Origin of the sequence: Mixta intestinalis (genome assembly GCF_009914055.1) — a bacterium.
Lineage (GTDB): Bacteria > Pseudomonadota > Gammaproteobacteria > Enterobacterales > Enterobacteriaceae > Mixta > Mixta intestinalis.
Genome location: NZ_CP028271.1, coordinates 370,684 through 392,872, shown reverse-complemented (window position 1 = coordinate 392,872; position 22,189 = coordinate 370,684). Strand labels below are relative to the sequence as shown.

Annotated in this window: 23 protein-coding genes; 13 read left to right on the top strand and 10 right to left on the bottom strand. The window is 53.9% G+C overall.

The annotated features are described in order from the left end of the window. Window positions 1–229 precede the first annotated feature (229 nt). A complete protein-coding gene (locus C7M51_RS01715) occupies window positions 230–2,851 on the bottom strand; it encodes a bifunctional diguanylate cyclase/phosphodiesterase (protein WP_244323788.1) in 2,622 nt (873 codons plus the stop codon). 214 nt (window positions 2,852–3,065) lie between these two features. On the opposite strand from C7M51_RS01715, the gene C7M51_RS01710 reads away from it, so the two are divergent. From C7M51_RS01710 to C7M51_RS01685, 6 genes are all read left to right on the top strand, one after another. After that, complete coding sequence (locus C7M51_RS01710) at window positions 3,066–3,713, top strand: CPBP family intramembrane glutamic endopeptidase (protein WP_160619936.1); 648 nt, start codon at window positions 3,066–3,068, stop codon at window positions 3,711–3,713. Window positions 3,714–3,842: 129 nt separating this feature from the next. Then, a complete protein-coding gene (locus tag C7M51_RS01705; protein WP_160619934.1) occupies window positions 3,843–5,411 on the top strand; it encodes an ABC transporter substrate-binding protein in 1,569 nt (522 codons plus the stop codon). Continuing rightward, complete coding sequence (locus tag C7M51_RS01700; protein WP_160619932.1) at window positions 5,411–6,463, top strand: ABC transporter permease; 1,053 nt, start codon at window positions 5,411–5,413, stop codon at window positions 6,461–6,463. Before C7M51_RS01705 ends, C7M51_RS01700 begins: the two co-directional genes overlap by 1 nt. After that, a complete protein-coding gene (locus tag C7M51_RS01695; RefSeq protein ID WP_160619930.1) occupies window positions 6,460–7,320 on the top strand; it encodes an ABC transporter permease in 861 nt (286 codons plus the stop codon). Before C7M51_RS01700 ends, C7M51_RS01695 begins: the two co-directional genes overlap by 4 nt. Then, window positions 7,310–8,149: an ABC transporter ATP-binding protein gene (locus tag C7M51_RS01690; protein ID WP_160619928.1), complete on the top strand. Its 840-nt coding sequence runs from the start codon at window positions 7,310–7,312 to the stop codon at window positions 8,147–8,149. The genes C7M51_RS01695 and C7M51_RS01690 overlap by 11 nt, the downstream gene beginning before the upstream one ends. Continuing rightward, window positions 8,142–8,819 (top strand): ABC transporter ATP-binding protein, encoded by a 678-nt coding sequence (locus C7M51_RS01685; protein WP_160619926.1) that lies wholly within the window; start codon window positions 8,142–8,144, stop codon window positions 8,817–8,819. Before C7M51_RS01690 ends, C7M51_RS01685 begins: the two co-directional genes overlap by 8 nt. A 120-nt stretch (window positions 8,820–8,939) precedes the next feature. Here the strand turns inward: C7M51_RS01685 and C7M51_RS01680 are convergent, their stop codons facing one another. Further along, window positions 8,940–9,134 (bottom strand): hypothetical protein, encoded by a 195-nt coding sequence (locus C7M51_RS01680; protein WP_160619923.1) that lies wholly within the window; start codon window positions 9,132–9,134, stop codon window positions 8,940–8,942. Between the two features lie 79 nt (window positions 9,135–9,213). Beyond that, window positions 9,214–9,564 (bottom strand): CopM family metallochaperone, encoded by a 351-nt coding sequence (copM, locus tag C7M51_RS01675; protein WP_160619921.1) that lies wholly within the window; start codon window positions 9,562–9,564, stop codon window positions 9,214–9,216. Between the two features lie 331 nt (window positions 9,565–9,895). Between copM and C7M51_RS01670 the strand changes: the two genes are divergently transcribed. The 4 genes from C7M51_RS01670 (at window position 9,896) to sad (ending at window position 12,595) form a co-directional block, all read left to right on the top strand. Continuing rightward, the gene (locus tag C7M51_RS01670) at window positions 9,896–10,108 is read left to right on the top strand and encodes a hypothetical protein (RefSeq protein ID WP_160619919.1); all 213 of its coding nucleotides are present in this window, start codon (window positions 9,896–9,898) and stop codon (window positions 10,106–10,108) included. Window positions 10,109–10,216: 108 nt separating this feature from the next. Continuing rightward, complete coding sequence (locus C7M51_RS22205) at window positions 10,217–10,387, top strand: hypothetical protein (protein WP_167522358.1); 171 nt, start codon at window positions 10,217–10,219, stop codon at window positions 10,385–10,387. A 106-nt stretch (window positions 10,388–10,493) separates the two neighbouring features. Further along, the gene (locus C7M51_RS01665) at window positions 10,494–10,730 is read left to right on the top strand and encodes a hypothetical protein (protein ID WP_160619917.1); all 237 of its coding nucleotides are present in this window, start codon (window positions 10,494–10,496) and stop codon (window positions 10,728–10,730) included. Between the two features lie 476 nt (window positions 10,731–11,206). Further along, complete coding sequence (gene sad, locus C7M51_RS01660; RefSeq protein WP_160619915.1) at window positions 11,207–12,595, top strand: succinate-semialdehyde dehydrogenase; 1,389 nt, start codon at window positions 11,207–11,209, stop codon at window positions 12,593–12,595. A gap of 48 nt (window positions 12,596–12,643) precedes the next feature. On the opposite strand, the gene C7M51_RS01655 is transcribed toward sad, so the two are convergent. Beyond that, window positions 12,644–13,702: an NAD(P)-dependent alcohol dehydrogenase gene (locus tag C7M51_RS01655; protein ID WP_160619913.1), complete on the bottom strand. Its 1,059-nt coding sequence runs from the start codon at window positions 13,700–13,702 to the stop codon at window positions 12,644–12,646. Window positions 13,703–13,826: 124 nt separating this feature from the next. Between C7M51_RS01655 and C7M51_RS01650 the strand changes: the two genes are divergently transcribed. Continuing rightward, window positions 13,827–14,219 (top strand): winged helix-turn-helix transcriptional regulator, encoded by a 393-nt coding sequence (locus tag C7M51_RS01650; RefSeq protein WP_160619911.1) that lies wholly within the window; start codon window positions 13,827–13,829, stop codon window positions 14,217–14,219. A 199-nt stretch (window positions 14,220–14,418) separates the two neighbouring features. Beyond that, window positions 14,419–15,240 carry a Cof-type HAD-IIB family hydrolase gene (locus C7M51_RS01645; protein ID WP_160619910.1) on the top strand — a complete coding sequence of 274 codons (822 nt, stop codon included), beginning with the start codon at window positions 14,419–14,421 and terminating at the stop codon, window positions 15,238–15,240. Between the two features lie 46 nt (window positions 15,241–15,286). On the opposite strand, the gene C7M51_RS01640 is transcribed toward C7M51_RS01645, so the two are convergent. The 3 genes from C7M51_RS01640 to C7M51_RS01630 all read right to left on the bottom strand — a co-directional run bounded on the left by C7M51_RS01640 (window position 15,287) and on the right by C7M51_RS01630 (window position 17,624). Continuing rightward, a complete protein-coding gene (locus C7M51_RS01640; RefSeq protein WP_160619908.1) occupies window positions 15,287–16,144 on the bottom strand; it encodes a glucose 1-dehydrogenase in 858 nt (285 codons plus the stop codon). A 249-nt stretch (window positions 16,145–16,393) separates the two neighbouring features. Further along, complete coding sequence (gene zapE / locus C7M51_RS01635) at window positions 16,394–17,434, bottom strand: cell division protein ZapE (RefSeq protein ID WP_160619906.1); 1,041 nt, start codon at window positions 17,432–17,434, stop codon at window positions 16,394–16,396. A 1-nt stretch (window position 17,435) separates the two neighbouring features. Beyond that, on the bottom strand, window positions 17,436–17,624 hold the full coding sequence (locus tag C7M51_RS01630) for a hypothetical protein (protein ID WP_160619904.1): 189 nt from the start codon (window positions 17,622–17,624) through the stop codon (window positions 17,436–17,438). A gap of 545 nt (window positions 17,625–18,169) precedes the next feature. Between C7M51_RS01630 and C7M51_RS01625 the strand changes: the two genes are divergently transcribed. Continuing rightward, window positions 18,170–19,780: a cholesterol oxidase substrate-binding domain-containing protein gene (locus C7M51_RS01625; RefSeq protein WP_160619902.1), complete on the top strand. Its 1,611-nt coding sequence runs from the start codon at window positions 18,170–18,172 to the stop codon at window positions 19,778–19,780. Window positions 19,781–19,879: 99 nt separating this feature from the next. Here the strand turns inward: C7M51_RS01625 and C7M51_RS01620 are convergent, their stop codons facing one another. From C7M51_RS01620 to C7M51_RS01610, 3 genes are all read right to left on the bottom strand, one after another. Next, the gene (locus C7M51_RS01620) at window positions 19,880–20,200 is read right to left on the bottom strand and encodes a hypothetical protein (RefSeq protein ID WP_160619900.1); all 321 of its coding nucleotides are present in this window, start codon (window positions 20,198–20,200) and stop codon (window positions 19,880–19,882) included. A gap of 361 nt (window positions 20,201–20,561) precedes the next feature. Continuing rightward, window positions 20,562–21,293, bottom strand: coding sequence for a pirin family protein (locus tag C7M51_RS01615; RefSeq protein WP_244323787.1), 732 nt, complete (start codon window positions 21,291–21,293; stop codon window positions 20,562–20,564). Window positions 21,294–21,382: 89 nt separating this feature from the next. Next, window positions 21,383–21,592 carry a YdgH/BhsA/McbA-like domain containing protein gene (locus C7M51_RS01610; RefSeq protein WP_160619898.1) on the bottom strand — a complete coding sequence of 70 codons (210 nt, stop codon included), beginning with the start codon at window positions 21,590–21,592 and terminating at the stop codon, window positions 21,383–21,385. Window positions 21,593–22,189: the final 597 nt, after the last annotated feature.

Sequence of the window (22,189 nt, the reverse complement as noted above, 5' to 3'; positions counted from 1 at the left end):
ATCGGCTTTAAAGCGTAACAGATCGTCTAAAGAATGCAGCCCGTTTTAGCATCGGTTGCTACAGACTCAACGGTAAAAGAGGCACGAATAGCGCAAATTATGCACACCTGCTGCGTATAATCGTCTAAGATTAATCTCAGGAGGTGCGTTATGGAACTGGCTATCTTTATTGGCTTTGCGGCGCTGATGACCTGCGTGGCCGTCCGCGTTCGTTAAGCACCTGAACGGGTCAGCCTGGCTGGCCCGTTTCTTTCTGATTTTCATCCTCTTCCGTACCGTGCAGCAAACGCGCAAAGTCGCCTCCAGGCATCGGCCTGCCGAGAAAGTATCCCTGCCCCTCATCACAGGCGATCGCCTGTAATTCCGCAAACTGCTCGGCGTTCTCAATCCCTTCGGCGGTGATCACCAGTGAAAACGCTTTGCCCAAACCGATGATGCCGTTAACGATAGAGTGCGCCTGCTGCGAATGCGGAAAATCCTTCATATAGGAACGATCCATCTTCAAGCCGTCAAACGGGAAGGTTTTCAGATAGCCCAGCGAGGCGTAGCCGGAACCGAAATCGTCCACCGTTAATCTCACTCCCAGCCGTTTCAGACTCTGCATCACTTTTAACGTGTTGTCAGGATTTTCCAGCGTCACGTTTTCCGTAATTTCCAGCTCCAGCCGTTCAGCAGGCAGGCCGGTCAATTGCAGAACGCTGGCGACGCGCCCCGCCAGATCGCCGCGACAAAACTCCACCGGCGAAATATTCACCGAAACATAGAATTTTTCGGGCCAGCTAAGCGCATCGCGACAGGCTCGCTGAAGTACCCAGTCGCTGATAGGCAGAATCAGGCCGGTCTCTTCAGCCAGCGGAATAAAACTGTCTGGCATAACCAGCGCAGGCGGAGAAGGCTGCCAGCGCAGCAGCGCCTCAGCACCATCCATTCTGCCGCTGTGTAACGAATAGCGTGGCTGGTAAAACAGGCGCAGCTCGTCGCGCGCGACGGCCTGGCCCAGCGCCCGCTCCATTTCGCGGCGGCGCACCAGCTGCTCCGACATCTCCGGCGAATAGAAAACCCAGCGATCGCGTCCCAGATTTTTTGACTGGTAGAGGGCGATATCCGCCATCCGCAGCAATTCTTCCGGCTGTAGCGCATCCTGTGGCGCGCGGGCAATGCCGACAGAAGCCCCGATATGCACCCTCTGGCCCGCTACGTTAAACGGCTTATGAATTTCCTGCATCAGGCTGCGGCAGCGCGCCTCAATTGCCTGTTGGCTGGTCAGGCCGCTCAGCAGCAAAATAAACTCATCGCCGCCCTGGCGTGACAGCAGATCTCCCGCTTTTAGACAAACGCGCAGGCGCTGCGAAACCTCGTTTAATACGCTGTCGCCCGCGGCGTGGCCGTAGAGATCGTTAATCGGTTTAAAGTGATCGAGATCGAGACTAAACATGACCAGCGGCTCTGCTTCCGTGGGCTGTGCCTGTAGTTTGCCACTGAGAAATTCATTCATGCGGTGGCGATTTGGCAGGCCGGTCAGCGTATCGTGCTGTGACAGATACTGAATGCGCGCCTGCGCCTCCACCTCCAGCGTAATATCCGATACCGTACCGCGAAACCCGATTAGCCCGTCCTGTAGCGCTACCGGCTTCGCCACCAGGCTACAGATACGCTCCTCGCCCTGCGCCGAGTGGTAATGGCAGCGCAGCGTGCGGCGATCGCCACCGGTTCCCAGGCGCAGCATCCACTCCGATACCGGCTGGCCTTTGCTGAGCAGCAGGCAATCGATGGGTTTGCCCAGCTGCACCGCCACATCGTAGCCGGTCACCGCCGTAAAGCGTGACGAGAGATAAGTCAGAACGCCATACGCATCGGTTTCCCAGATCCAGTCGGAGGCCGCCTCCGCCACGTCGCGAAAACGTGCCTCGCTGTCGCCCAGCTCCCGTTGACTCTGCCTTAGCTGCTCGAAGCGCCAGTCGGAAAGACGCGCATTATCCATCGCGTGACGCACGACTCGTCGTGAAACCATCCCCAGCATCAACATGGTCAGCGCCATCAGCGGTATCATGATGACCAGCAGATGATGCCCCGGCTCGCTGCTTTCCCAGCCCAGCCGCAACGGTTCATCCCGATCGCCCAACAATGTCAGGCTCGCCGGAATCACAGACGGCCCCTGCGCCGAAACGGTATGCAGCTGGCTGACGCCCACGCTTTTCCCCAGCGCCAGCATCTTCTGCGGCGTATAGCGATCGACAAACACCATGACCGAGGGCGGGTCCGCCGTGATGCTCAGCCCCGGCACCTTGCCGGTGGTTATCGGTGCAGCCGCGACGATCGCAGGCGTTCCTGCAATGCTGGCATTTCTTACCAGCGCATTTTCATCCTGTAAAAAGGTGCGCGCCTGCTGCACGATCTCAACGCTTGCCTTACCGAGCCAGTGCTCAAGCTGCATCGTGCTCAGTTTTCCGTTGATGACTGCATAACGCGTGCGTCCGCTGCCGTCCACCACAAACACGCCTTCATAGTGATATTCGCTGTAGAGCCCCGGCCCAAGATTTTGCTGATCGAAAGCCCAGGCTTTATCTACCTGCAAATGCAGGTGATTCCACGCTTCTCCCCAAAAGGCGTAGTCGCGAATATCGGTCAGGATCGATTTTTGCCGCGCCTGCCAGGCATTACGCACCAGGAACTTCTCCTGCGCCAGCGCCGCGCCGTTCTGCCGCACGGCGATGGCCACAATGGTCATGGCGGTGGTGAACAGTACGGCAGCCAGCATCATGCCGAGAACCAACAGGGTACGCCGCGTAAAGAACGTTGCCGGGGCATCCGCCGGGCGGAGGTTGAACGGTAATAAGGTTGGTAAATTCATCTGTGAAACCCTGATAAGAATGCGCTGGATAACCTCCGCTGTAGCACGCCGCGCCCGTTGCGGCATGGCGTTAAGTCCTGCCTGCCTTATGCTCAGGTTGGTTATCGGCCCACGTTGGCAAGGGTTTAGTGAAAACGCACAACGGCGTGCGTATCTCGACAGAAATAATGTCGATTGCTACACTCCCCTCCCCCTTTCGCCGCGCAGGCTGCCTATGAAAACGCAATCCGGCAAAGCCGTTGTCACTCTGTTCTATCTCGGCAGTTTTGTTATTTACTATTTGATCACGCTGGCGATCACCTGGTTTCCTAATTACACAGCGTTACGCCAGCAGGGATTACTGGTGCCGGTGCTTTGCCTGTTTGAGTTTGCCGTGCTGTGGCCGCTGTATCGTTTTTATCAGACGCGCCGCGAGGATATTCCGCTGGGGCGGATAGCGCTGAAGCCAGCGCTATTATTTGTCCTGCTGCTGCTGGGGCTGATGGTGGCGCAAATGTTGTTCCTCCAGCCGGAGCGCTGGCTGGAAGATCAGGCGCATCAGGACACCTTTACGCTCTGGGTGCTGTTTTTTTCTGCGGTACTGCTGGCACCGATATTTGAAGAGATTCTGTTTCGCGGCTTTTTACTCCAGGCATTTTTGCTGTGGGCGCCGCGCAGCCGCTTCGCCGCTATTCTGCTGACCTCGCTGCTGTTTGCCGCTATGCATACCCAATATATCCTCTGGCAAACCATTGTGGTGCTGACGCTGTTCTCCATACTGCTTTGCTATGCACGTTTGCGTGCCGGTGGATTACGGCTGCCGATTGCTCTGCATATGCTGAATAACCTGATCGCACTGCTGCCGTCGCTATGGTATGTGTAATATTGCGGTGAGTTGTTTTATAACCGTTTCCGCGAGGTTATAACTTTAATGCATAAGCATAGCGAATAATCTACTATCAGACCTTTCTGTTGTTCCCTTACACTCGCGAAAAAGTGGTAAGGAAATAAGATGAAAAGTTTAGCTCCCGCCGTTCTGACGCTGGCTCTCGCCGCCAGCTTTGCCGCCAACGCGGCGACGCCGCCCGATACGCTGGTTATCGCACAGTCTATTGATGATGCCAGCAGCTTCGATCCTGCCGAAGGCTTTGAGCTGACTTCCGTACAGGGCTTCACCAATATTTATCAGCGCCTGTTACAGTCCGATCCGCAAAACCCTGGCGAGCTGAAGCCGACGCTTGCCAGCAGCTGGGAAGCGGGGAAAGATAACCGTAGCCTGACCATGACGTTACGCGATGGCGCAACCTTCGCCTCCGGCAACCCGCTGCGCCCGGAAGATGTCATCTTCTCGCTGTCACGCGTGGTGAAGCTGAATCTCGATCCGTCATTTATTCTTACCCAGCTCGGCTGGAGCAAAGATAACGTTGACGGCCAGCTGAAAAAAATCGACGACAAACGCGTACAGATTAGCTGGACGGCTGACGTCAGTCCGGCCTACGTGCTCAGCCTGCTGGCGGCACCGGTTGCTTCCATCGTCGATGCGAAAACCGTGCTGGCTAACCAGAAGAATAACGATCTGGGCAACAAATGGCTGGCCATCCATTCTGCCGGTAGCGGCCCGTTCCAGATTCGTCGCTTTGTGCCACATGAGGTCGTGCTGTTGAGCGCTAACCCCAGTTCACCGGGCGATGCGCCAAAGCTAAAAAACATTCTGATCAAGAACGTGCCGGAAGCAGCTACCCGTCGCCTGCTGCTGGAACAGGGTGATGCGGATATCGCCCGTAATTTAGGCGTCGATCAGATGGCCGCGCTGAAAAACAAGCCGGGTGTGAAGCCGCTGGCGATCCCGATGGCGTCGCTCTACTACATTCAGTTCAATATTGATGCACAACCGGCGCTGAAAAATCCGGCGCTGTGGGAAGCTGCACGCTACCTGTTTGATTACCACGGCATCGCTGACGATCTGCTGAAGGGCCAGTTCCAGGTTCATCAGTCTTTCCTGCCGGAAGGCTTCCCCGGCGCGCTGAATGACAATCCCTACCGCTACGATCCGGAAAAAGCGAAAGCGATTCTGGCGCAGGCGGGCCTGAAAAATGTCAGCTTTAAGCTGTCGGTCAGCAACCAGCCGCCTTATCTGGATATCGCCCAGGCGTTGCAGGCCAGCTTCGCTAAAGGCGGTATCAAGGTTGAGCTGCTTCCCGGTTTGAGCACCGAAGTGGCAACCAGGGTGAAAGCCCATCAGTATGAGGCCACGCTGAACGCCTGGGGCGCGGACTACTTCGATCCCAATACTAACGCCGCCGCCTTCGCCTATAACCCGGAAGACGGCAGCAAAACGCTGGCGTGGCGTTCCAACTGGCATATTCCTGAGCTGAGCAAGCAGACGCTGGCGGCAACGGCGGAAAGCGATCCGGCGCAGCGCATCAAGCTCTATCAGGCGATGCAGCGTGAAGTGATGAAAAACTCGCCTTACGTAATTGGCTTACAGGCGCGTAATTTGATCGCCGTGCGCGATAACCTGAAAGGCTACGTGCAGGGCATCAATCCGGATATGGTTTATTACAGCCAGGTCAGTAAGTAATGCGTTTATCTGCAACAAATGCCGGGTTCGCCCGGCAGTTCTGGCGGTCTCTCAGCCGCTTTATCACCAGCCTGCTTTCCCTGTTAGTCACGCTGCTCGGCCTGCTTGCTTTTACCTTTATGCTGTCGCATCTGTCGCCCGTCGATCCGGTCTTGCAGGTGGCGGGCGATCATGCCAGTGAATCCACTTATCAGCAGGTACGCCACGATTTAGGGCTGGATAAGCCGCTGCCGGTGCAGTTCTGGCGTTATCTGACTCATCTGGCGCAGGGTGATTTGGGCACCGCCAATATCACCAGTCAGCCGGTGCTCAGCGATCTGGCGCGCACCTTTCCGGCGACGCTGGAACTGGCAACCTGCGCGATGCTGTTCGGCGCATTTTTCGGTATCGCGCTGGCGCTGCTGGCGGCCTGGAAACCGGGCAGCCTGCTGGATAACCTGGCGCGTCTGATCTCCCTGCTCGGCTATTCGGTGCCGGTGTTCTGGCTTGGTCTGCTCGGCCTGCTGCTGTTTTATGCGGTACTGCACTGGTCTGCCGGGCCGGGGCGGCTGGATGATATCTGGATCTACACGCTGGAACCAAAGACCGGCTTTGTGCTGATTGACAGCTGGCTGTCGGGCGACAGAGAGATGTTCCGCAACGCCATTGCCCACCTCTGGCTGCCGGTGGTGGTACTGGGGATGCTGTCGATGGCGGCGATTACCCGTCTGCTGCGTGCCGCGCTGCTGGAGGAAAACGGCAAAGAATATGTCACTCTGGCGCGTGCTAAGGGTGCCAGCCGCGGGCGTATTTTGCTGTGCCACCTGTTGCCTAACGTGCGTGGCACGCTGATTACCGTGCTCGGCCTATCTTACGCCACGCTGCTGGAAGGCTCGGTGCTGACGGAAACGGTATTCGCCTGGCCCGGCGTGGGCCGCTACCTCACTACCGCGCTGTTCGGCTCTGACGTGCCCGCCATTCTTGGTGCCACGCTGCTGATCGGCAGCTGCTTTGTTCTGTTAAACGCGCTGGTTGATGCGCTGACCTGGTTAACCGATCCGAGAACCCGATGACACAACATTTATCCGATGCAGAAATCGTGGTAGCGCCGCCGCGCCGCCGTCGTCGGCTGACCACGCTGACTATCGGCGCAACGCTGGTAGTGATTCTGGTACTGACCGCTCTGCTTGCACCGTTGCTGGCCCCCTTCGATCCCAATGCGCAGACTATCTCCGCCCGCCTGCTGCCGCCTTCCGCCACCCACTGGTTCGGCACCGACGGCTTCGGGCGCGATCTGCTGTCACGCGTGATTTACGGCACGCGCCCTACCCTGCTGCTGGTGTCGCTGATCCTGGTGCTAACCATTCCGGTCGGCCTGCTGGTGGGCATTGTGGCGGGCTACTCTGGCGGCTGGGCCGAACGCGTGCTAATGCGCATTACCGATATTTTTCTCTCGCTGCCGAATCTGGTGATTGCGCTGGCGCTGGTTGCGGTGCTTGGTCCCGGCCTGCTGAACGGCGCGCTGGCGCTTGCCCTGACCAGCTGGCCGCCCTTTGCTCGACAGGCGCGGGCGGAAACGCTGGCGCTGCGCCGTAGCGACTACCTTGCCGCCGCACGGATGCAGGGTATCAGCGGGCTGCGCCTGATGTTTGGACATATTTTACCGCTCTGCTTACCGAGCGCGGTGGTACGTGCGGCGCTCAGCCTCGGCGGTATTATTCTTTCTGCGGCGGGTCTCGGTTTTCTTGGCATGGGTGTCCAGCCACCGACTGCCGAATGGGGATCGATGGTAGCGGAAGGCAGTAAGGTGATTTTCGATCAGTGGTGGGTAGCTGCCGCACCGGGCGGCGCTATTCTGTTCGCCAGCCTGGCCTTTAACCTGACAGGCGACGGCCTGCGCGACCGACTGGATACCCGCCATGCAAGCTGAACCGTTAATCGTTGCTAAAAATTTGACCATCCACAGCGGCACGACGCCGCTGGTTAAGCCGATCGACTTTACGTTAGGCCGCGAGCGCGTGGCGCTGGTAGGCGAATCAGGGTCCGGTAAATCACTCACCGCTCGTTCGCTGATGGGGCTGCTGGCTCCAGGTCTGCATCTACAGGCGCGTCAACTACAAGTCGCCGGACGCGATGCGTTAACGCTGAGTGAGAAACGCTGGAGCCAGCTACGCGGCAGCGAGCTGGCGATGGTTATGCAGGATCCGAAGTATGCCCTTAATCCAACACGCACCATCGGCTGGCAGGTTGAGGAGCCGCTCAGGCTGCATCACAGGCTAAGCCGCGCTGAACGGCGGGAAAAAGTGGCAGAAATGCTGGCGTCGGTCGGCCTGCCGCAGCCCGTTCAGCTAATGACGCGCTATCCGCATCAGCTTTCCGGCGGCATGGGCCAGCGCGTAATGCTGGCGATCGCCCTGATCGCCGATCCGCAATTTTTGATTGCCGATGAGCCCACTTCGGCACTCGATCATGAAATGCGCGATCAGGTACTGGCGCTGATCCGCCGCCTGGTAGAAGAGCGCAATATGGGCCTGTTGTTGATCAGCCACGATCTGCAACAGGTATCCGAGCACTGCGAGCGCGTGATGGTGATGTATAAAGGGCAGCTGCTGGATAGCCTGCCTGCGGCGGAGCTGCCGCGCGCTACCCATCCCTATACCCGCACGCTGTGGGCCTGCCGTCCCAGCAAGGCCACGCACGGACAGCCCTTGCCGGTGCTGGATCGCGCCGCGCTGGAGGTACAGCTTGAACATGATTGAATTACAGAATCTTAGCGTGGCACATCGTCAAGGCTACGATCTGCGTACCGTGGTACATGATGTTTCACTGTCGGTAGCACCCGGCGAATGTTTCGGCCTGGTCGGCCCTTCCGGCTGTGGTAAATCCTCACTGCTCTGGGTGATGGCGGGCCTGAATCCGCACTGGCAGGGCGAAATGCGTCTTGCCGGACATCAGGCGCAGCCGGGGAGCGCCTTTACCGGCGATCTGCGGCGCGAAGTGCAGATGGTATTTCAGGATCCTTATGCTTCGCTGCACCCGCGCCATCGTCTGCGTCGCACGCTGGCGGAGCCGCTGAAACTGCTGAAGCGGGACAATATCAACGATCGCATCAACGCGGGCTTTCGCCACGTGGGTCTCGATCCGGCGCTGGCTGACCGCTATCCGCATCAGCTCTCCGGCGGTCAGCGCCAGCGCGTTGCCATTGTACGCGCGCTACTGCTGGAGCCTAAGGTGCTGTTACTGGATGAGCCAACTTCGGCGCTGGATATGTCGGTACAGGCAGAGATCCTGAATCTGTTGAATCAGCTAAAACAGCAGGATGGTTTAACGATGGTGCTGGTCAGCCACGATCCGGATGTAATCGATCATATGTGCGATCGCGCCGTTCAGATGGCGGCGGGACGGATTGTCGCTGCCCGCAGCGCCTGAGGTCATAGCTCAAGGCGGCCTGCGGGCCGCCTCAGATTATCGATAACCGCGCTGAGAAAAGGCGATAAGCAAGCGTCCCGTCTGGGGACGCCGGATATATCGTACTGACAGGTTTATCGATCAGGCAATGACGGAGCCCGACGCGTCTTTTTTCTTTTCAGATTCAAAATGCGTTTTGAACTGCTCATAAATAGAGATCATATTGCTGGCATCACCCTGCATCGGGCTAAGCTTACCCGCACGCACCAGCTCAATCACCAGCTGTAGCGCAGCCTGTTTCGGGCTGCTGGAAGGATGGGCAATCTCGTTCGACATAAAACATTCCTGTCACTGTTTGGTTGAAACGGCAGAGTTTAGCCCAAACCGCAGGAAAAAGCCGCGCTTCGCTACCACGTTATTGTTGCTGCTGTTTTAGCCAGACCTGCATACGATCGATCTCCGGCTGCTGCGCCGCAATAATCTGCTCGGCCAGTTTGCGCATGTCAGGGTCTTTGCCATACTGCAACTCGGTTTTTGCCATCTCAATTGCGCCCTGATGGTGTGCAATCATCCCCTGCGCAAAGGCTACGTCGGCATCCTGCGCCTTCAGCCCCTGCATCATTCGATCGTGCATTTCCATCATGCCGTGCTGATAGCTTTGCTGTGCCGGACTTAGCGCCTGATGCTGATGCGCTTCGCCAGCGGCCCATGTTCCCATCGGGGACGCCAACAGGGTAAAGATGATTGCTACAGAAAGGTTTTTCATTATTGCTCCTCGTTAATCAGATTCAGGCCAACGCTAACAAGGCTAGACCTTACCCTTAGGGGAAGGTCAATTAATGGAATGGCAACAATAAAATAAGCGAGGCCGTCACGTTTCCGCATTGAAATAATAGCGAACAAATTATATTCCTGCGCACGTTCACATTTTTCATGATTGGCGCATGTTAAGACATCAGACCGGATAGACGTTCAGTTTCGCGCGCGCATTTGAATCAGATAAATCCATCTTCCCTTTATTTTTTTAGCGCCAATAATAGCTTTAGCTTCAGGAACAGCGATGGTTAATGCGTCAAATAAAGATCGGGATACAGCGTATGAAATATTCCAGTAAGTTTGTTCCGCTGTTACTGTTTATCGGGCTGGCGGCCAGCGCCCAGGCGGAAACCGTTGCCGTTTCTCTTTCACAAGAGCAGGATGGCGGCGCTCAGGGACGCGCCTGTATTTACGTTTATCAGGGCAAGGCGGAGTTTCGTAACGTCAAAGCTGGCGAAGCCTGTCAGCCGGAAATTTTACTTGAGACACACTAAGATTCTTCCCCGCTCCAGCAGACAAACCGTGATCTGGGCTTATCGGCTATACTTACATTTTGAAATATCAGTACCCCGAATAAATAAGGCGCTCGAAAGGAGCTGAGAATGTTGATTGGATTTGTGCTTTTAGTCAGCGCCTGCGGTCACGACGCCTGCGATGCCCTGCCGGTTACGGAACATATCTATCCAACACGGGTCTCCTGCGAACATATGGCCTGGCGCATTCAGCAACGGCGGCCCCATGCGGTACTGCTTTGCGGTGAAGTTCATCGGTAAGTGAACGTAAAGATGCTTTTTTCTGTCGCTTAGTCGTTTGCTATTCGGCACTAAACGGGTCAAAATATGAGCTGTTTTCGCACTAACTAATATCGTAGTGAATCCCATGAAAATCCGGAAACCCCGTCGTCCTAACGGACGATGGATTTATTACATCCTGCATGATGGTATTCTCTGGCCCTGCCCGGTACGTTGGGAATGGGAGAGCGGCTACGGCGGCTGGCTGCCGTTCTACTTCTCTCCAACGCTGGAGTTTGTCGTAGGCGATCCGGCGAAGGCCTGGCGCGTGCCCGGTTCCGGCAACCGTCCCGCTAAACGGCAACGTTGGGCGGAAGCGGCCTGAAGCAGCGCGTTCTGTCGCGCTGTTTGGCTCGTCGTAGCGGTAAGCGTATATCGTTAACGACGGGCCGGTATCTTTCCTTTCTTATTCATTTTCCCTCCCGCTAAAGCAGATTTTATTTACCGCATAACCTTTAACGTTATTGATCATCGTCTTTTAACGCAACTTGTAACGCCCCTAAAAACACTAAGATTTTTCCTGCGATCAATTGACTCATTACCTCTTTAGTGGCGTAAAGCCGCCTAAATTATAAGACGATATTTTGTAGTGCTCTGCGCTACGTTTTTGTTCGCCGCTGCGCTACGCCTCCTGTTTTTGCTGCTGTTGCTGTCCGTTATTTACGCAGACATGGCAAAGCCTTAACATCAACTTTCTTTTTTTAACAGCAACTCACTCATCATTATTCAGTTTTCATAACGAAAGCGGCGCGTTAAGGTAAAGGCATCCGGAATACCGTCAACGAATAATAAGGAACGGTTATGTCATTCTCAGCAGAAACGCACGCGATTTCACGCAATCCAGCCAGCGGTGAGATCCTTTCCGCCCTGCCCTATATCAACGAACAACAGGTTGATGCCGCGATTGCCGCTAACCATCGGGCCTTCCAGCAGTGGCGTCAGCAGCCCATCGCGGCGCGGGCGCAAAAGCTGCGCGATCTGGCAAATGCTATTCGCCGTCGTAGCGAAGAGATGGCGCAAATCATCACCGCTGAGATGGGCAAACCCATTCTTCAGGCACGCGGCGAAGTCGAAAAATCAGCCCGCCTGTGCGAATGGTATGCCGACCATGGCCCGGCGATGCTGGCAACCGAACCCACGCAGGTCGAAAATAACCAGGCGGTGATTGAGTATCGCCCGCTCGGCCCGATTCTGGCGGTGATGCCGTGGAATTTCCCACTGTGGCAGGTGCTGCGCGGTGCGGTGCCGATTCTGCTGGCAGGCAACAGCTATCTGCTGAAACATGCACCGAGCGTGATGGGCTGCGCCCTGTTAATCGAGGCGTTATTTAACGATGCTGATTTCCCGCCGCAGTTGTTCAGCGTGATCAACGCAACCAACACGGGCGTAAGCCAGGCAATTAACGATACCCGCATCGCAGGCGTAACGGTTACCGGTAGCGTACGTGCGGGCGCGGCTATCGGCGCGCAGGCTGGCGCAGCGCTGAAAAAATGCGTGCTGGAGCTGGGCGGATCCGATCCCTTTATCGTGCTGAAAGATGCCGATATTGATGCAGCGGTAAAAGCCGCCGTTGCCGGACGCTATCAGAATACCGGACAGGTCTGCGCCGCAGCCAAGCGCTTTATTATCGAGCGCGACATTGCCGATGCCTTTAGTGAAAAATTTGTCGCGGCGGTGCAGCAGCTGAAAATGGGCGATCCACGTCATGAAGAAAATGATATCGGCCCGATGGCGCGCTACGATCTGCGCGACGAGCTGCATCAGCAGGTGCTGGCGACGTTGAACGAAGGAGCCACGCTGCTGACCGGCGGCGATAAGCTGGCCGGTGCGGGTAATTATTATCAGCCCACGGTACTGGCCAACGTTACGCCATCAATGACGGCGTTTCGTCAGGAACTGTTTGGCCCGGTTGCCGCCATTACCGTAGCGGAAAACGCACAGCACGCTCTGCAACTGGCCAACGACAGCGATTTTGGCCTGATGGCGACGATCTATACTGCCGATGAAGCGCTGGCACAGGAGATAGCGGCACGTCTGGAGTGCGGCGGCGTCTTCATTAACGGCTACAGCGCCAGCGATGCCCGTGTTGCCTTTGGCGGCGTGAAGAAAAGTGGTTTTGGACGCGAACTGTCGCACTTTGGCCTGCACGAGTTCTGCAACGTACAGACCGTCTGGCGCAACCGGGGATAACGGACAACAACGGTGCCTGGGTAAGCCGGGCACCGTCATAATAAAGGTTTAAGCGCTATCCCAGCGCATCGCCTTCATATCGATCACAAAACGATATTTCACATCGCTTTTTAACATTCGCGTAAATGCTTCCTCAATCCTTTCACCATCAATAAGCTCAACATCAGCGGTAATATTATGCTCGCCGCAAAAATCGAGCATCTCCTGCGTTTCACGCAGGCTACCGATAGAGGTGCCGCTAATACTAAGACGACGGAAAACCATCGGCGTGATATCAGGTGCCGGATGTGGATTTTCCGGGATCCCTACCAGCACCAGATGTCCGTTAGCGCGCAGCGTATTCAGGTAAGGATCCAGATCGTGCGGCGCGGCGACACAGTCAAGAATAAAATCGAGCCGTTGATGCCAGGCCGCCATCTGCTGCGCATCACGGGAAATCACCACGTGCTGCACACCGAGACGACGCGCATCCTGCTCTTTTCCTGCCGAGGTGGTAAACAGCGTTACTTCAGCGCCCAGCGCGGCAGCAAATTTTACCGCCATATGTCCCAGCCCTCCGAGGCCGATAACGCCTACCTTATCACCTGCTTTCACCTGCCAGTGACGCAGCGGCGACCAGGTCGTCACGCCCGCACACAGCAGCGGCGCGACCGCTTTCGCATCGAGATGCTCCGGGATGGTAACCACGAATCGGCTGTCGACGATCATAGTCTGTGCATAGCCGCCGCGCGTGGTTTCACCGCTGACACTGTCGGTGCCGTTATAGGTTGGCACAAAGCCCGCTTCGCAATACTGCTCCTCTTGCTGCTGGCAGAAATGACAGCTGCCGCAGGAGCCAACCATTACGCCTACGCCAACCAAATCGCCCGCACGCAGATGAGTGACCGCTGCCCCTGCTTCGGTAATACGGCCCACGATCTCATGTCCCGGCACCAGCGGATACTGGCTGACGCCCCACTCGTTACGCACCATATGCAGATCGGAATGGCAAACGCCACAGTAGAGGATGTCAATTTTTACATCCTGCTCGCGCATGGCTCGCAGCGTGATGCTGCCGGTTTGTAATGGCACATCAGCCGCGTGCGCTACGATTGCGTTAATTTTCATGCAGGTTATCCACGTTAAACGGGCCGGAAAGTGGCCCGCTGGCAAAGGGCGCTTACTATAGACAGCTGGTTTCGCTTTTGGTAGTAGTTACTTTTTAGAAACATAGTCACCAAATGGTTACCTTATGCCAACACTGGTTGATGGAAAATTGTACTTTTATGCCGACTCGGAACCGCGTCGGTTAATGGAGCTGTTCGCGGTGAAATGGACCACGATGGTGATCCATGCGCTTTATCACTGGCCGGGTGGCAAGTGTCGTACCGGCGAACTTCAGCGCAGCCTGCAAGGTATCTCTAAGAAAATGCTGATTCAGACCCTGCGTGAGGTAGAACAGCGCGGGCTGGTGCAGCGCCACGTCTATAATGTGATCCCGCCGAAGGTGGAATATCAGCTAACCCCGCTGGGCTGGACGTTTGCCGAACCGATCGAGCAGATGTATCAGTGGGGGCTGAAAAACAAAGCGGCGCTGGATGCGATGGAGGCTGCCTTACGAGCAAGCCGTCACGTGGATGAATAATCAGTGCCATCCTTTGTCTGATAACGCGCGTTCTGCTCCGCGCCGTACTGAAACAGAGTCTGATAAGCGATATTATTATCTGCTTAATTATTTGACGACTGGTGTGGCGCGGCTGTGCAGGTAACGGGCGCTATCCCGGTTCATTTTAAGGTTCCTCCCTGATGCTCAGGGAGCGGCCTCTTATTCGAAGGAGTACCTGGTGGCGGTAAAATTGATTGCGGTTGATATGGACGGAACCTTCCTGGATTCCGCCAAAGGTTATAACAAGGCGCGCTTTCTGCGTCAGTATGCCCGCTTGCAGGAACGCGATATTCGTTTCGTGGTTGCCAGCGGCAATCAGTACTATCAGCTGCAAAGCTATTTTCCTGAAATCGCCGATGAGATCGCGTTCGTGGCGGAAAACGGTGCCTGGATCAGCGATCGTAATGAAGAAGTGTTCTGTGGCGAACTCAGCGCCGAAAAGGTAAAGCAGGTGCTGGCGATCCTGGCAACAGAGCCAGACATTCATACCGTGGTGTGCGGCAAGCGCAGCGCCTGGATCGATCCTTCGATGCCGGACGAGGTGGTGGCGCGGCTGTCAAACCACTATCGACGGCTGGAAAAATGTGACGATCTGAGCACCATCGACGATACTATCTTCAAGTTCTCGCTTAATTTGCCGCAGGAAGGCGTTGCGCCACTGATGGCGCGGCTGACCACCGCCCTTCAGGCGGCGGGCGATATTATGCACCCGGTTTCCAGCGGCTTCGGCTTTATCGATTTAATCATTCCTGGCCTGCATAAAGCGCACGGCATCAGCCTGCTACAGCAGCGCTGGGGCATTGACGATTGTGAAGTGGTAGCGATTGGCGACAGCGGCAATGATATTGAAATGTTGCGACAGGCGGGCTACAGCTTTGCGATGGCAAACGCGGTGGAAGCGGTGCTGGCGACGGCGCGTTATCGTACCGAAAGCAACGATGATGAAGGCGCGCTCAACGTTATTTCTCGCGTACTGGCGCGCGAGTATCCGTTTAATTAACGCGCCACATGACGGCAGCAACGCGACTGCCGTCAACAGCATATCGTCAGATAACGGCCACGCCGCCGGTTACCGCGATGGTTGCCCCGGAAATATAGCTGGCCTCATCGCTGGCAAGCATTACATAGGCGGGTGCCAGTTCAGCCGGCTGCCCCATGCGCTGAAGAGGAACTTCTTTACCAAAGTTTTTCACCTGTTCCGGCGGCATGGTGGACGGAATTAATGGCGTCCAGATAGGGCCAGGCGCTACCGTATTAGAGCGGATGCCTTTATCCGCCAGCAACGCCGCCAGACTGCCGGAGAAGTTAACGATCGCCGCTTTGGTCGCTGAATAGGCGATCAGTTTGGGCTTAGGCTGATCGGCATTCACCGAGGCGGTACTGATAATAGAGGAGCCGGCTGGCATATGGGGCACCGCCGCCTTACAGAGATAAAACATGGCGTAGATATTGGTTTTAATGGTGCGATCGAACTCATCATCGCTGATTTCATCCAGCGATTCGCGCGTCATCTGAAACGCGGCATTATTCACCAGGATATCAATCTGACCAAAGTTGCTGACCGCCTGTTGCACGATATGGCGGCAGTGTTCTGATTCGGTAATGTCTCCCGGCACCAGCACGGCTTTCTGCCCTGCCGCTTCGATTAGACGAGCGGTATCTTTCGCATCCTCATGTTCGTCCTGGTAAGAGATCAGTACGTCTGCACCTTCTCGCGCAAAGGCGATTGCCACAGCGCGCCCAATGCCGGAATCACCACCGGTAATAATGGCTTTTTTGCCTGCCAGACGGCCTGAACCCTGATAGCTTTCTTCGCCATGATCGGGCGCGGGCTGCATATCAAAAATAGAACCTGGTACTTCCTGCTGCTGCTCTGGCTGTGGCGGTTGTGGTCGACTGGTCATAATCGCTTCTCCTTCAGGTGGGCGGCATCTGATACCGTAAATACAATTCAGGATGGTTATTATTCAGTCAATATCGCGGCTCAAACGGTACTGGCGGCATAACTGAATACCGTTTCAGTATAGTTGACGGCCTCACATTGCAAGCGCAGCGGCGGGAATCAGAAGGCGCAAGCGAGGCCGTCGGCACCCGCTGATTTAAGCCTCGCCGGGCGAGTTTAGCTCTCTGCTAACTTTCTGGCGGAAAGCGTTTTAGTCCGGCTTCTGGCAGCGAGACAGGAGAGCAAGACGGCTGGCGGTACGCTGAATATCATCCAGCTCAACGCCCTGCGTTAGCGCGGGTAATGAGCAGGTTGTGGTAATAAACAGCTGGCATGCACTATCGTAAAGTACATCAATAAGATTAATAAAACGCTGCTGGACGGCGGGTGAAACGCTTTCCAACGGTGGCACATCTTCAATTAACCAGCGGTGATAATGCTGGCTGAGCGCCAGATAATCCATAACTGCCGTGGGCGTTTCGCATAGCGCATGAAAAGAAAAATGCAGTACCTCCTGCGCGGGCGAAAGCACCTCCAGCGTACGATAGCCTACCGGCAGCGGCAGAGGCGCGGCGGCAGGTTCAGGCAGCATCAGCTGTTGACGCCATGCACCCGCACCGGGAGGCAGCATTGCCCCGGTACTGAACGGATCGTGCTGATGCTGTCGCGTGCGGTAATCATCCCCGCCCGTCAGCGCTACCAGCGTCATATGCTGCTGTATCAGCTCAATGCTGGGCACAAAACGCTGATGATACAGGGGATTAGCCAGCAAATTCTCCGGTGGATGGTTAGATGTCGCCACCAGCAGTACGCCGCGCTGGAAAAGCTGTATCAGTAGCGGCTTAATCAACATCGCATCGCCAATATCATGCAGATGAAATTCATCAAAGCAGAGCAGCTGACAATCATTAATGCTGGCGGCTATCGCCGCATCCACGCTGCTGCCACGGGCGATTGTCTGATGCAGCTCACGAAAGAAAAGATGGAAATGTATCCGCTTTTTCTTTGTCAGTGGCACCCAGCGGAAAAAGGCGTCAACGATAAAAGTTTTTCCTCGTCCCGGCAGCCCCCAGACATAGAGCCCGTCACCGTTTTTGCCACGAGCCTGCCCCGTCAACAGGGGGGCAATTAATCCATCCAGCTGGGTTATCAGGCGTTGCTGCTGTGTATCCAGCACAATCTCTTTTTCTGCCGCCGTGCGCTGCATTGCCTGCTGAAAAGAGACTTCGTACCGGGTAGCTGGCTGGGTCATTTCACTCTCCTGTAGACGATCGCGATCGGCCCGCCATCATAGCCTGTACCGCAACAAACGGCAGCAACGGACTATCCTCCGGCTCCAGCGGGTTATCTGTAAAGATAAGCGTTTTTGCGTTACGCCGGGCCAGATAAATGACAAAACAAATATTCAGCGGCAGCATCATGCCTGAATTTATTATTTTCATTTACCGCAAATCTTCGCAATATAATTCCACCCAACGCTAAAAATGGTAACTTTTCTATTTCTCTCACAGAAAAACTCAGAAAATACTGAAATTTCTTATTAACTCTCAACCCGTGTAATGAAATACCTTCCGTATACAGCAACGTTATTGCGAAGAGGTATTCTACAAATCATTTCCACTATGGAAATTTATAAATTCTTTAGCGTCACAATTTCAATCGTGCTAAAAGTGATTTTTTTCGGCGATATTTCGATAAATGAATAAAATAAAAAACTCCTGTATTACATAAATTTACAGGTAACGTTTGGCACTCTTCTTTTATACAGACCTTATCCGCTCCCTGCTTTAGTCACCACAAAATCACAATTATTTATTCGATTTTAATTTCAATAAAAAACATTACCAGACTAATCAAATCTCCATCTGAAATTAGGCTATTGACAAAATCCGGGAACCCCTTAAAATCCATCATGTATATATATACAGTAGTACGTACGAAAGTAATCTGGAAAAGTATTTTCAAACTTCACGTTAAGGAATAACGCATGACCGTAACTAATAATGCACTCGCTTCACTGCCACTTTCAAAAACCTATTTTGACTTCGAAAACTGGTCAAAAGAAGTAACCGGAAAAAATCTCGTTTGCTGTGCGCCGAAAAATGGGGATGAGCTGATAACGGTAGCAAACTGGGCCTACAAAAATGGCTATACGGTACGCGCTGTCGGCTTCAAACATAACTGGTCGCCGCTCACTATCGCCAACGGTAATAATAATGAAAAAGTTCTTCTGGTTGATTTAACCCGTCACCTGAATAAAGTCACCATTAATAAAGGTGAGTCTTACGGCTATTTTACCGCTCAGGCCGGTATTGATATGGAAACCCTGCTGACCAAGCTGGAGAAAAAAGGCTACGGCTTCTACTCCACGCCTGCACCGGGCGACCTGACGCTGGGTGGCGTTCTGACTATCGACGGCCACGGCACCTGTACGCCAGCCGTTGGCGAAACGAAGAAGCCTGGCGGCACTTACGGTACTGTCAGTAACGCCATTATGGCGATGACCATCGTGGTCTGGAATGCGCAGAAGCAGTCTTATGAGCTGAAAACCCTGCAACGTAACGATCCGGAAATCGCACCGTATCTGACCGCTCTGGGCCGTACCCTGGTATATGATGTCACCATGCAGGTACCGGTAAATGATAAGATGCGCTGCGAAAGTATCGTGGATATTCATATTGATGAACTGTTCGCTGCCGAAACCAAACCTGGCATGCGTACCATGGAGCATTATCTGAATGCCTGTGGGCGCGCTGAGGCCATCTGGTTCCCGTTTACTGAATATCCGTGGCTGAAAACCTGGACGATATCACCAAAGCGTCCACGCAACGTTAAACAGGTTAACGCGCCTTTTAACTATACATTCTCCGATCAGGCACCCATTCAGATCTCCAGCCTGGTTAAGGCTATTGCTAACAACAAGCCAGATCTGACGCCGTTACTGGGCCAGACAGAAATGAGTCTGGTACAACTGGGCCTGCGCGAAACGCTGACCAGCGATATCTGGGGCTGGAGTAAAAACCTGCTGCTTTATGTTCGTCCTGACACGCTGCGCGTTACCGCTAACGGCTATGCAATTATCACCCGCCGTGACAAAGCACAGCGCGCCATCCATGACTTTATTCAGCAGTACCTGAAAATGGTGGATGTGTACAAAGCCCGTAACTCTTACCCGATGAGCTGCGCCATTGAAATCAGGGTTACCGGGATTGATAAACCGCAGGATTCAGTGGTGCCCGGTGCCGTTGCGCCTGCGCTTTCCGCCGCTCGCCCGGTTGAAGGCCATCCGGAATGGGATGTGGCTATCTGGATCGATAACCTGACCATGCCCGATACGCCGGACGCATTGCAGTTTTACGTGGAAATGGAAGAGTGGGTGTTTAGCCACTACAACACGCCGGATTCAACCGTACGTGTTGAGTGGAGTAAAGGCTGGGGCTACGGTGAAAAAGGTGCATGGACCAGTGAAAAAATGTTGACCAGCGTCGTTCCTTCCTGCTATCCGGACTGGAACAAAACTATCGACATCTTTGACAAAAACGATCCGCATAAAATCTTTACATCACCCTTTATGCGTAAGCTGTTAGTGAAACACTAACAGCCAATAAAAATAAAAACTAACAAAGAAAGCGGCGGCCTCACCCGCCTGCTTTCTGCAAAAAGGCCTGGTTAACAGGCCTTTTTTAATCAGCAGAAATTATTTCCACCACTGGGCATTCCAGTGATAATTAACCCAGCTATCGTCGCCACCCAGCAGAATACCAACGGTAGAAATAGCTTTCATTATGCTAAAGCCGATAAAATCAGCAGCAACATGGATAATACCAATGCCTACCGCATCAAAAACGGTCCCCACTGAGGAAACTAATGGGGTGTTCAGAAAATCATTAAACAGCTTTACACCAAAAATAATGGTATTACCAGCCAGAGCCAGGCCACCGCTTACTAATCCAAAAGCACCATCAATCAAACCGGCCCCGGTTACATGCTCAACTTCAGCAAAAGTCAATTCACGCATAATAAACTCCTTTTTAATTAGTCCTGTTTATTCGCCTTCGTCAGTTAACCTCTGACTTAACATTTTTAATCTACAACCGAAGGGATACTATAACGATAATTTCACAACGATATCGTATATTTACTAATTCCCTCTTCAGAAAGAGAAAAAGGTTTTTGAATAATTGAAAAAATATTTATTTCCACTCCGCTTTTCACTCCATTTTTAAATTAAACAACACCACCAAAATAGAGTATTTCTCCGCTATCCAGCGCTGTCTCCTGATTATTAATCTGTCGGATATGAAATAATGCTCAATTAGTAAAAATCTTTAGGCCTGCTGCTGAGGCAACCCGCTAAGGCTGCCCCGGAAGATATTGTGTTAATGACCGCTGATATGTCCTGCCAGTGTGGCCTGCGCCTGAAGATCCACCTGCAAACAAACCAGGATAGCGTCACGGCTGGCTTCAATTGGCGGCAGCGGGTTTAAGCCGTCGCTCAGTGCATCGCCCTTACCCAGCCGTTCACCACCTACGGTGATAGTACCTTCAGCAACGTAAAGCCACTGCGCCAGTCCGGCGTGCCAGGGTGCTTTTGTTATCGCCTGTTTCGCCAGGCGAATATCCCAGGCCCATACCCGTTGCCGCAGCGTCAGCGGGGCCGCTTCCCCTTCTGGTCCCGCCAACAATGTCCACCGATCTTCAGCGATGCCTTGCGGGCGAGTCATAAACTGAACGCGCCCTTCTCCACCTGCTTCTTCAGGCCGGATAAAGATTTGCAACATTTCCGTCTCTACGACAGGAGCAGACTCCTCATGCTCCGTACCTTCACCGGCGCTAATCAGCATCACTTTTTTCGTGGACAGCGGCGTCCGTTCGCCAGACCGATCTTCATGGAACAGGGAGCCACGCCAGACGTAATGCAGAATTTCATCATTAACATGCTGATGCATGGCGATACGCGCGCCGCTTTTCAGTTGCATATGGTCAACAATGGCCAGCGGCCCAAAGGCACTGCTGTTAGCCGCCGGGTCTATTTCACCAGGGCGCATGCGCCTGATGGTAAAAGGGCCATATTCAAACAGCTGTGTCGGGCTGGCACGCATGATATTCATTATTTCCCCTCCGGTGTTCCCCGGCAGACAACGCCGGACAGCAGCAAAAGTTATCCGCAGTCCTCTTTACAACGGCTTAGCGGCGTCGTTTATTTTGTCAGTTCGGCAGTCATGTGTACGCCGTTATTAAAATTCGCTTCGGTAATTTTGTAGCTGGCACCTTGCTGCTGTGCCTGCGCAGCGATTTTTGCCTCGGCGGCATCCAGCGTCAGCGCGGTAGCCGTTACGCTTTCAGCAAAGCTGGTGAATGAAAGCGTAGAAAGCACGACGGCTGCAGCAAAAAATTTGACGTTTTTCATAATAATTTTCCCATACAGTAGAAGGTTGATGAGGCATACTGCCTCGATGTGCTAATAGTAGGCAGGAAGATGGGGTTTAAAAAGCGGAAGGATTTGCTAAAAAAGTTCATAAAATTTGAATAAAAAACCATAGTGTGTTTTCTTCCTGTAGCCAGGATTCCGTTCACTACGCTTTCAACGCAAGCGCGCCCTTTCCCTTTTGTTAGCAACTAAGCAGCTTATTTTTCGGGCAGGCGTTTGTTTAGGGGAAACAGCCTCAGGCCCGCTTCAGTCACAACCGATTATTTACAGAAAATGCTTCACATCAGGCCTGTACCGCGTCATGAACTCAATGGCTTAGCTGAACTCATCTGATAAAAGAAACTGACTGTCTATGGCCCTGATAGCGTTTCGCTCTCGCCAGAAAAACAATAAATTTAATTAATGATTAAATGGATTAAACACCAGGGATATTCCGAAGAAAGACCGTAAACCTCCCTGTTTATTGCGCATATCCCCGTCTGACCTATACTTCGAACAAGAACTTTAGCAACGAAACTGTTTAATAAAATAAATATAACAAGCGTAGCCGTCACTTCAATAAACCGTCTACTGCGT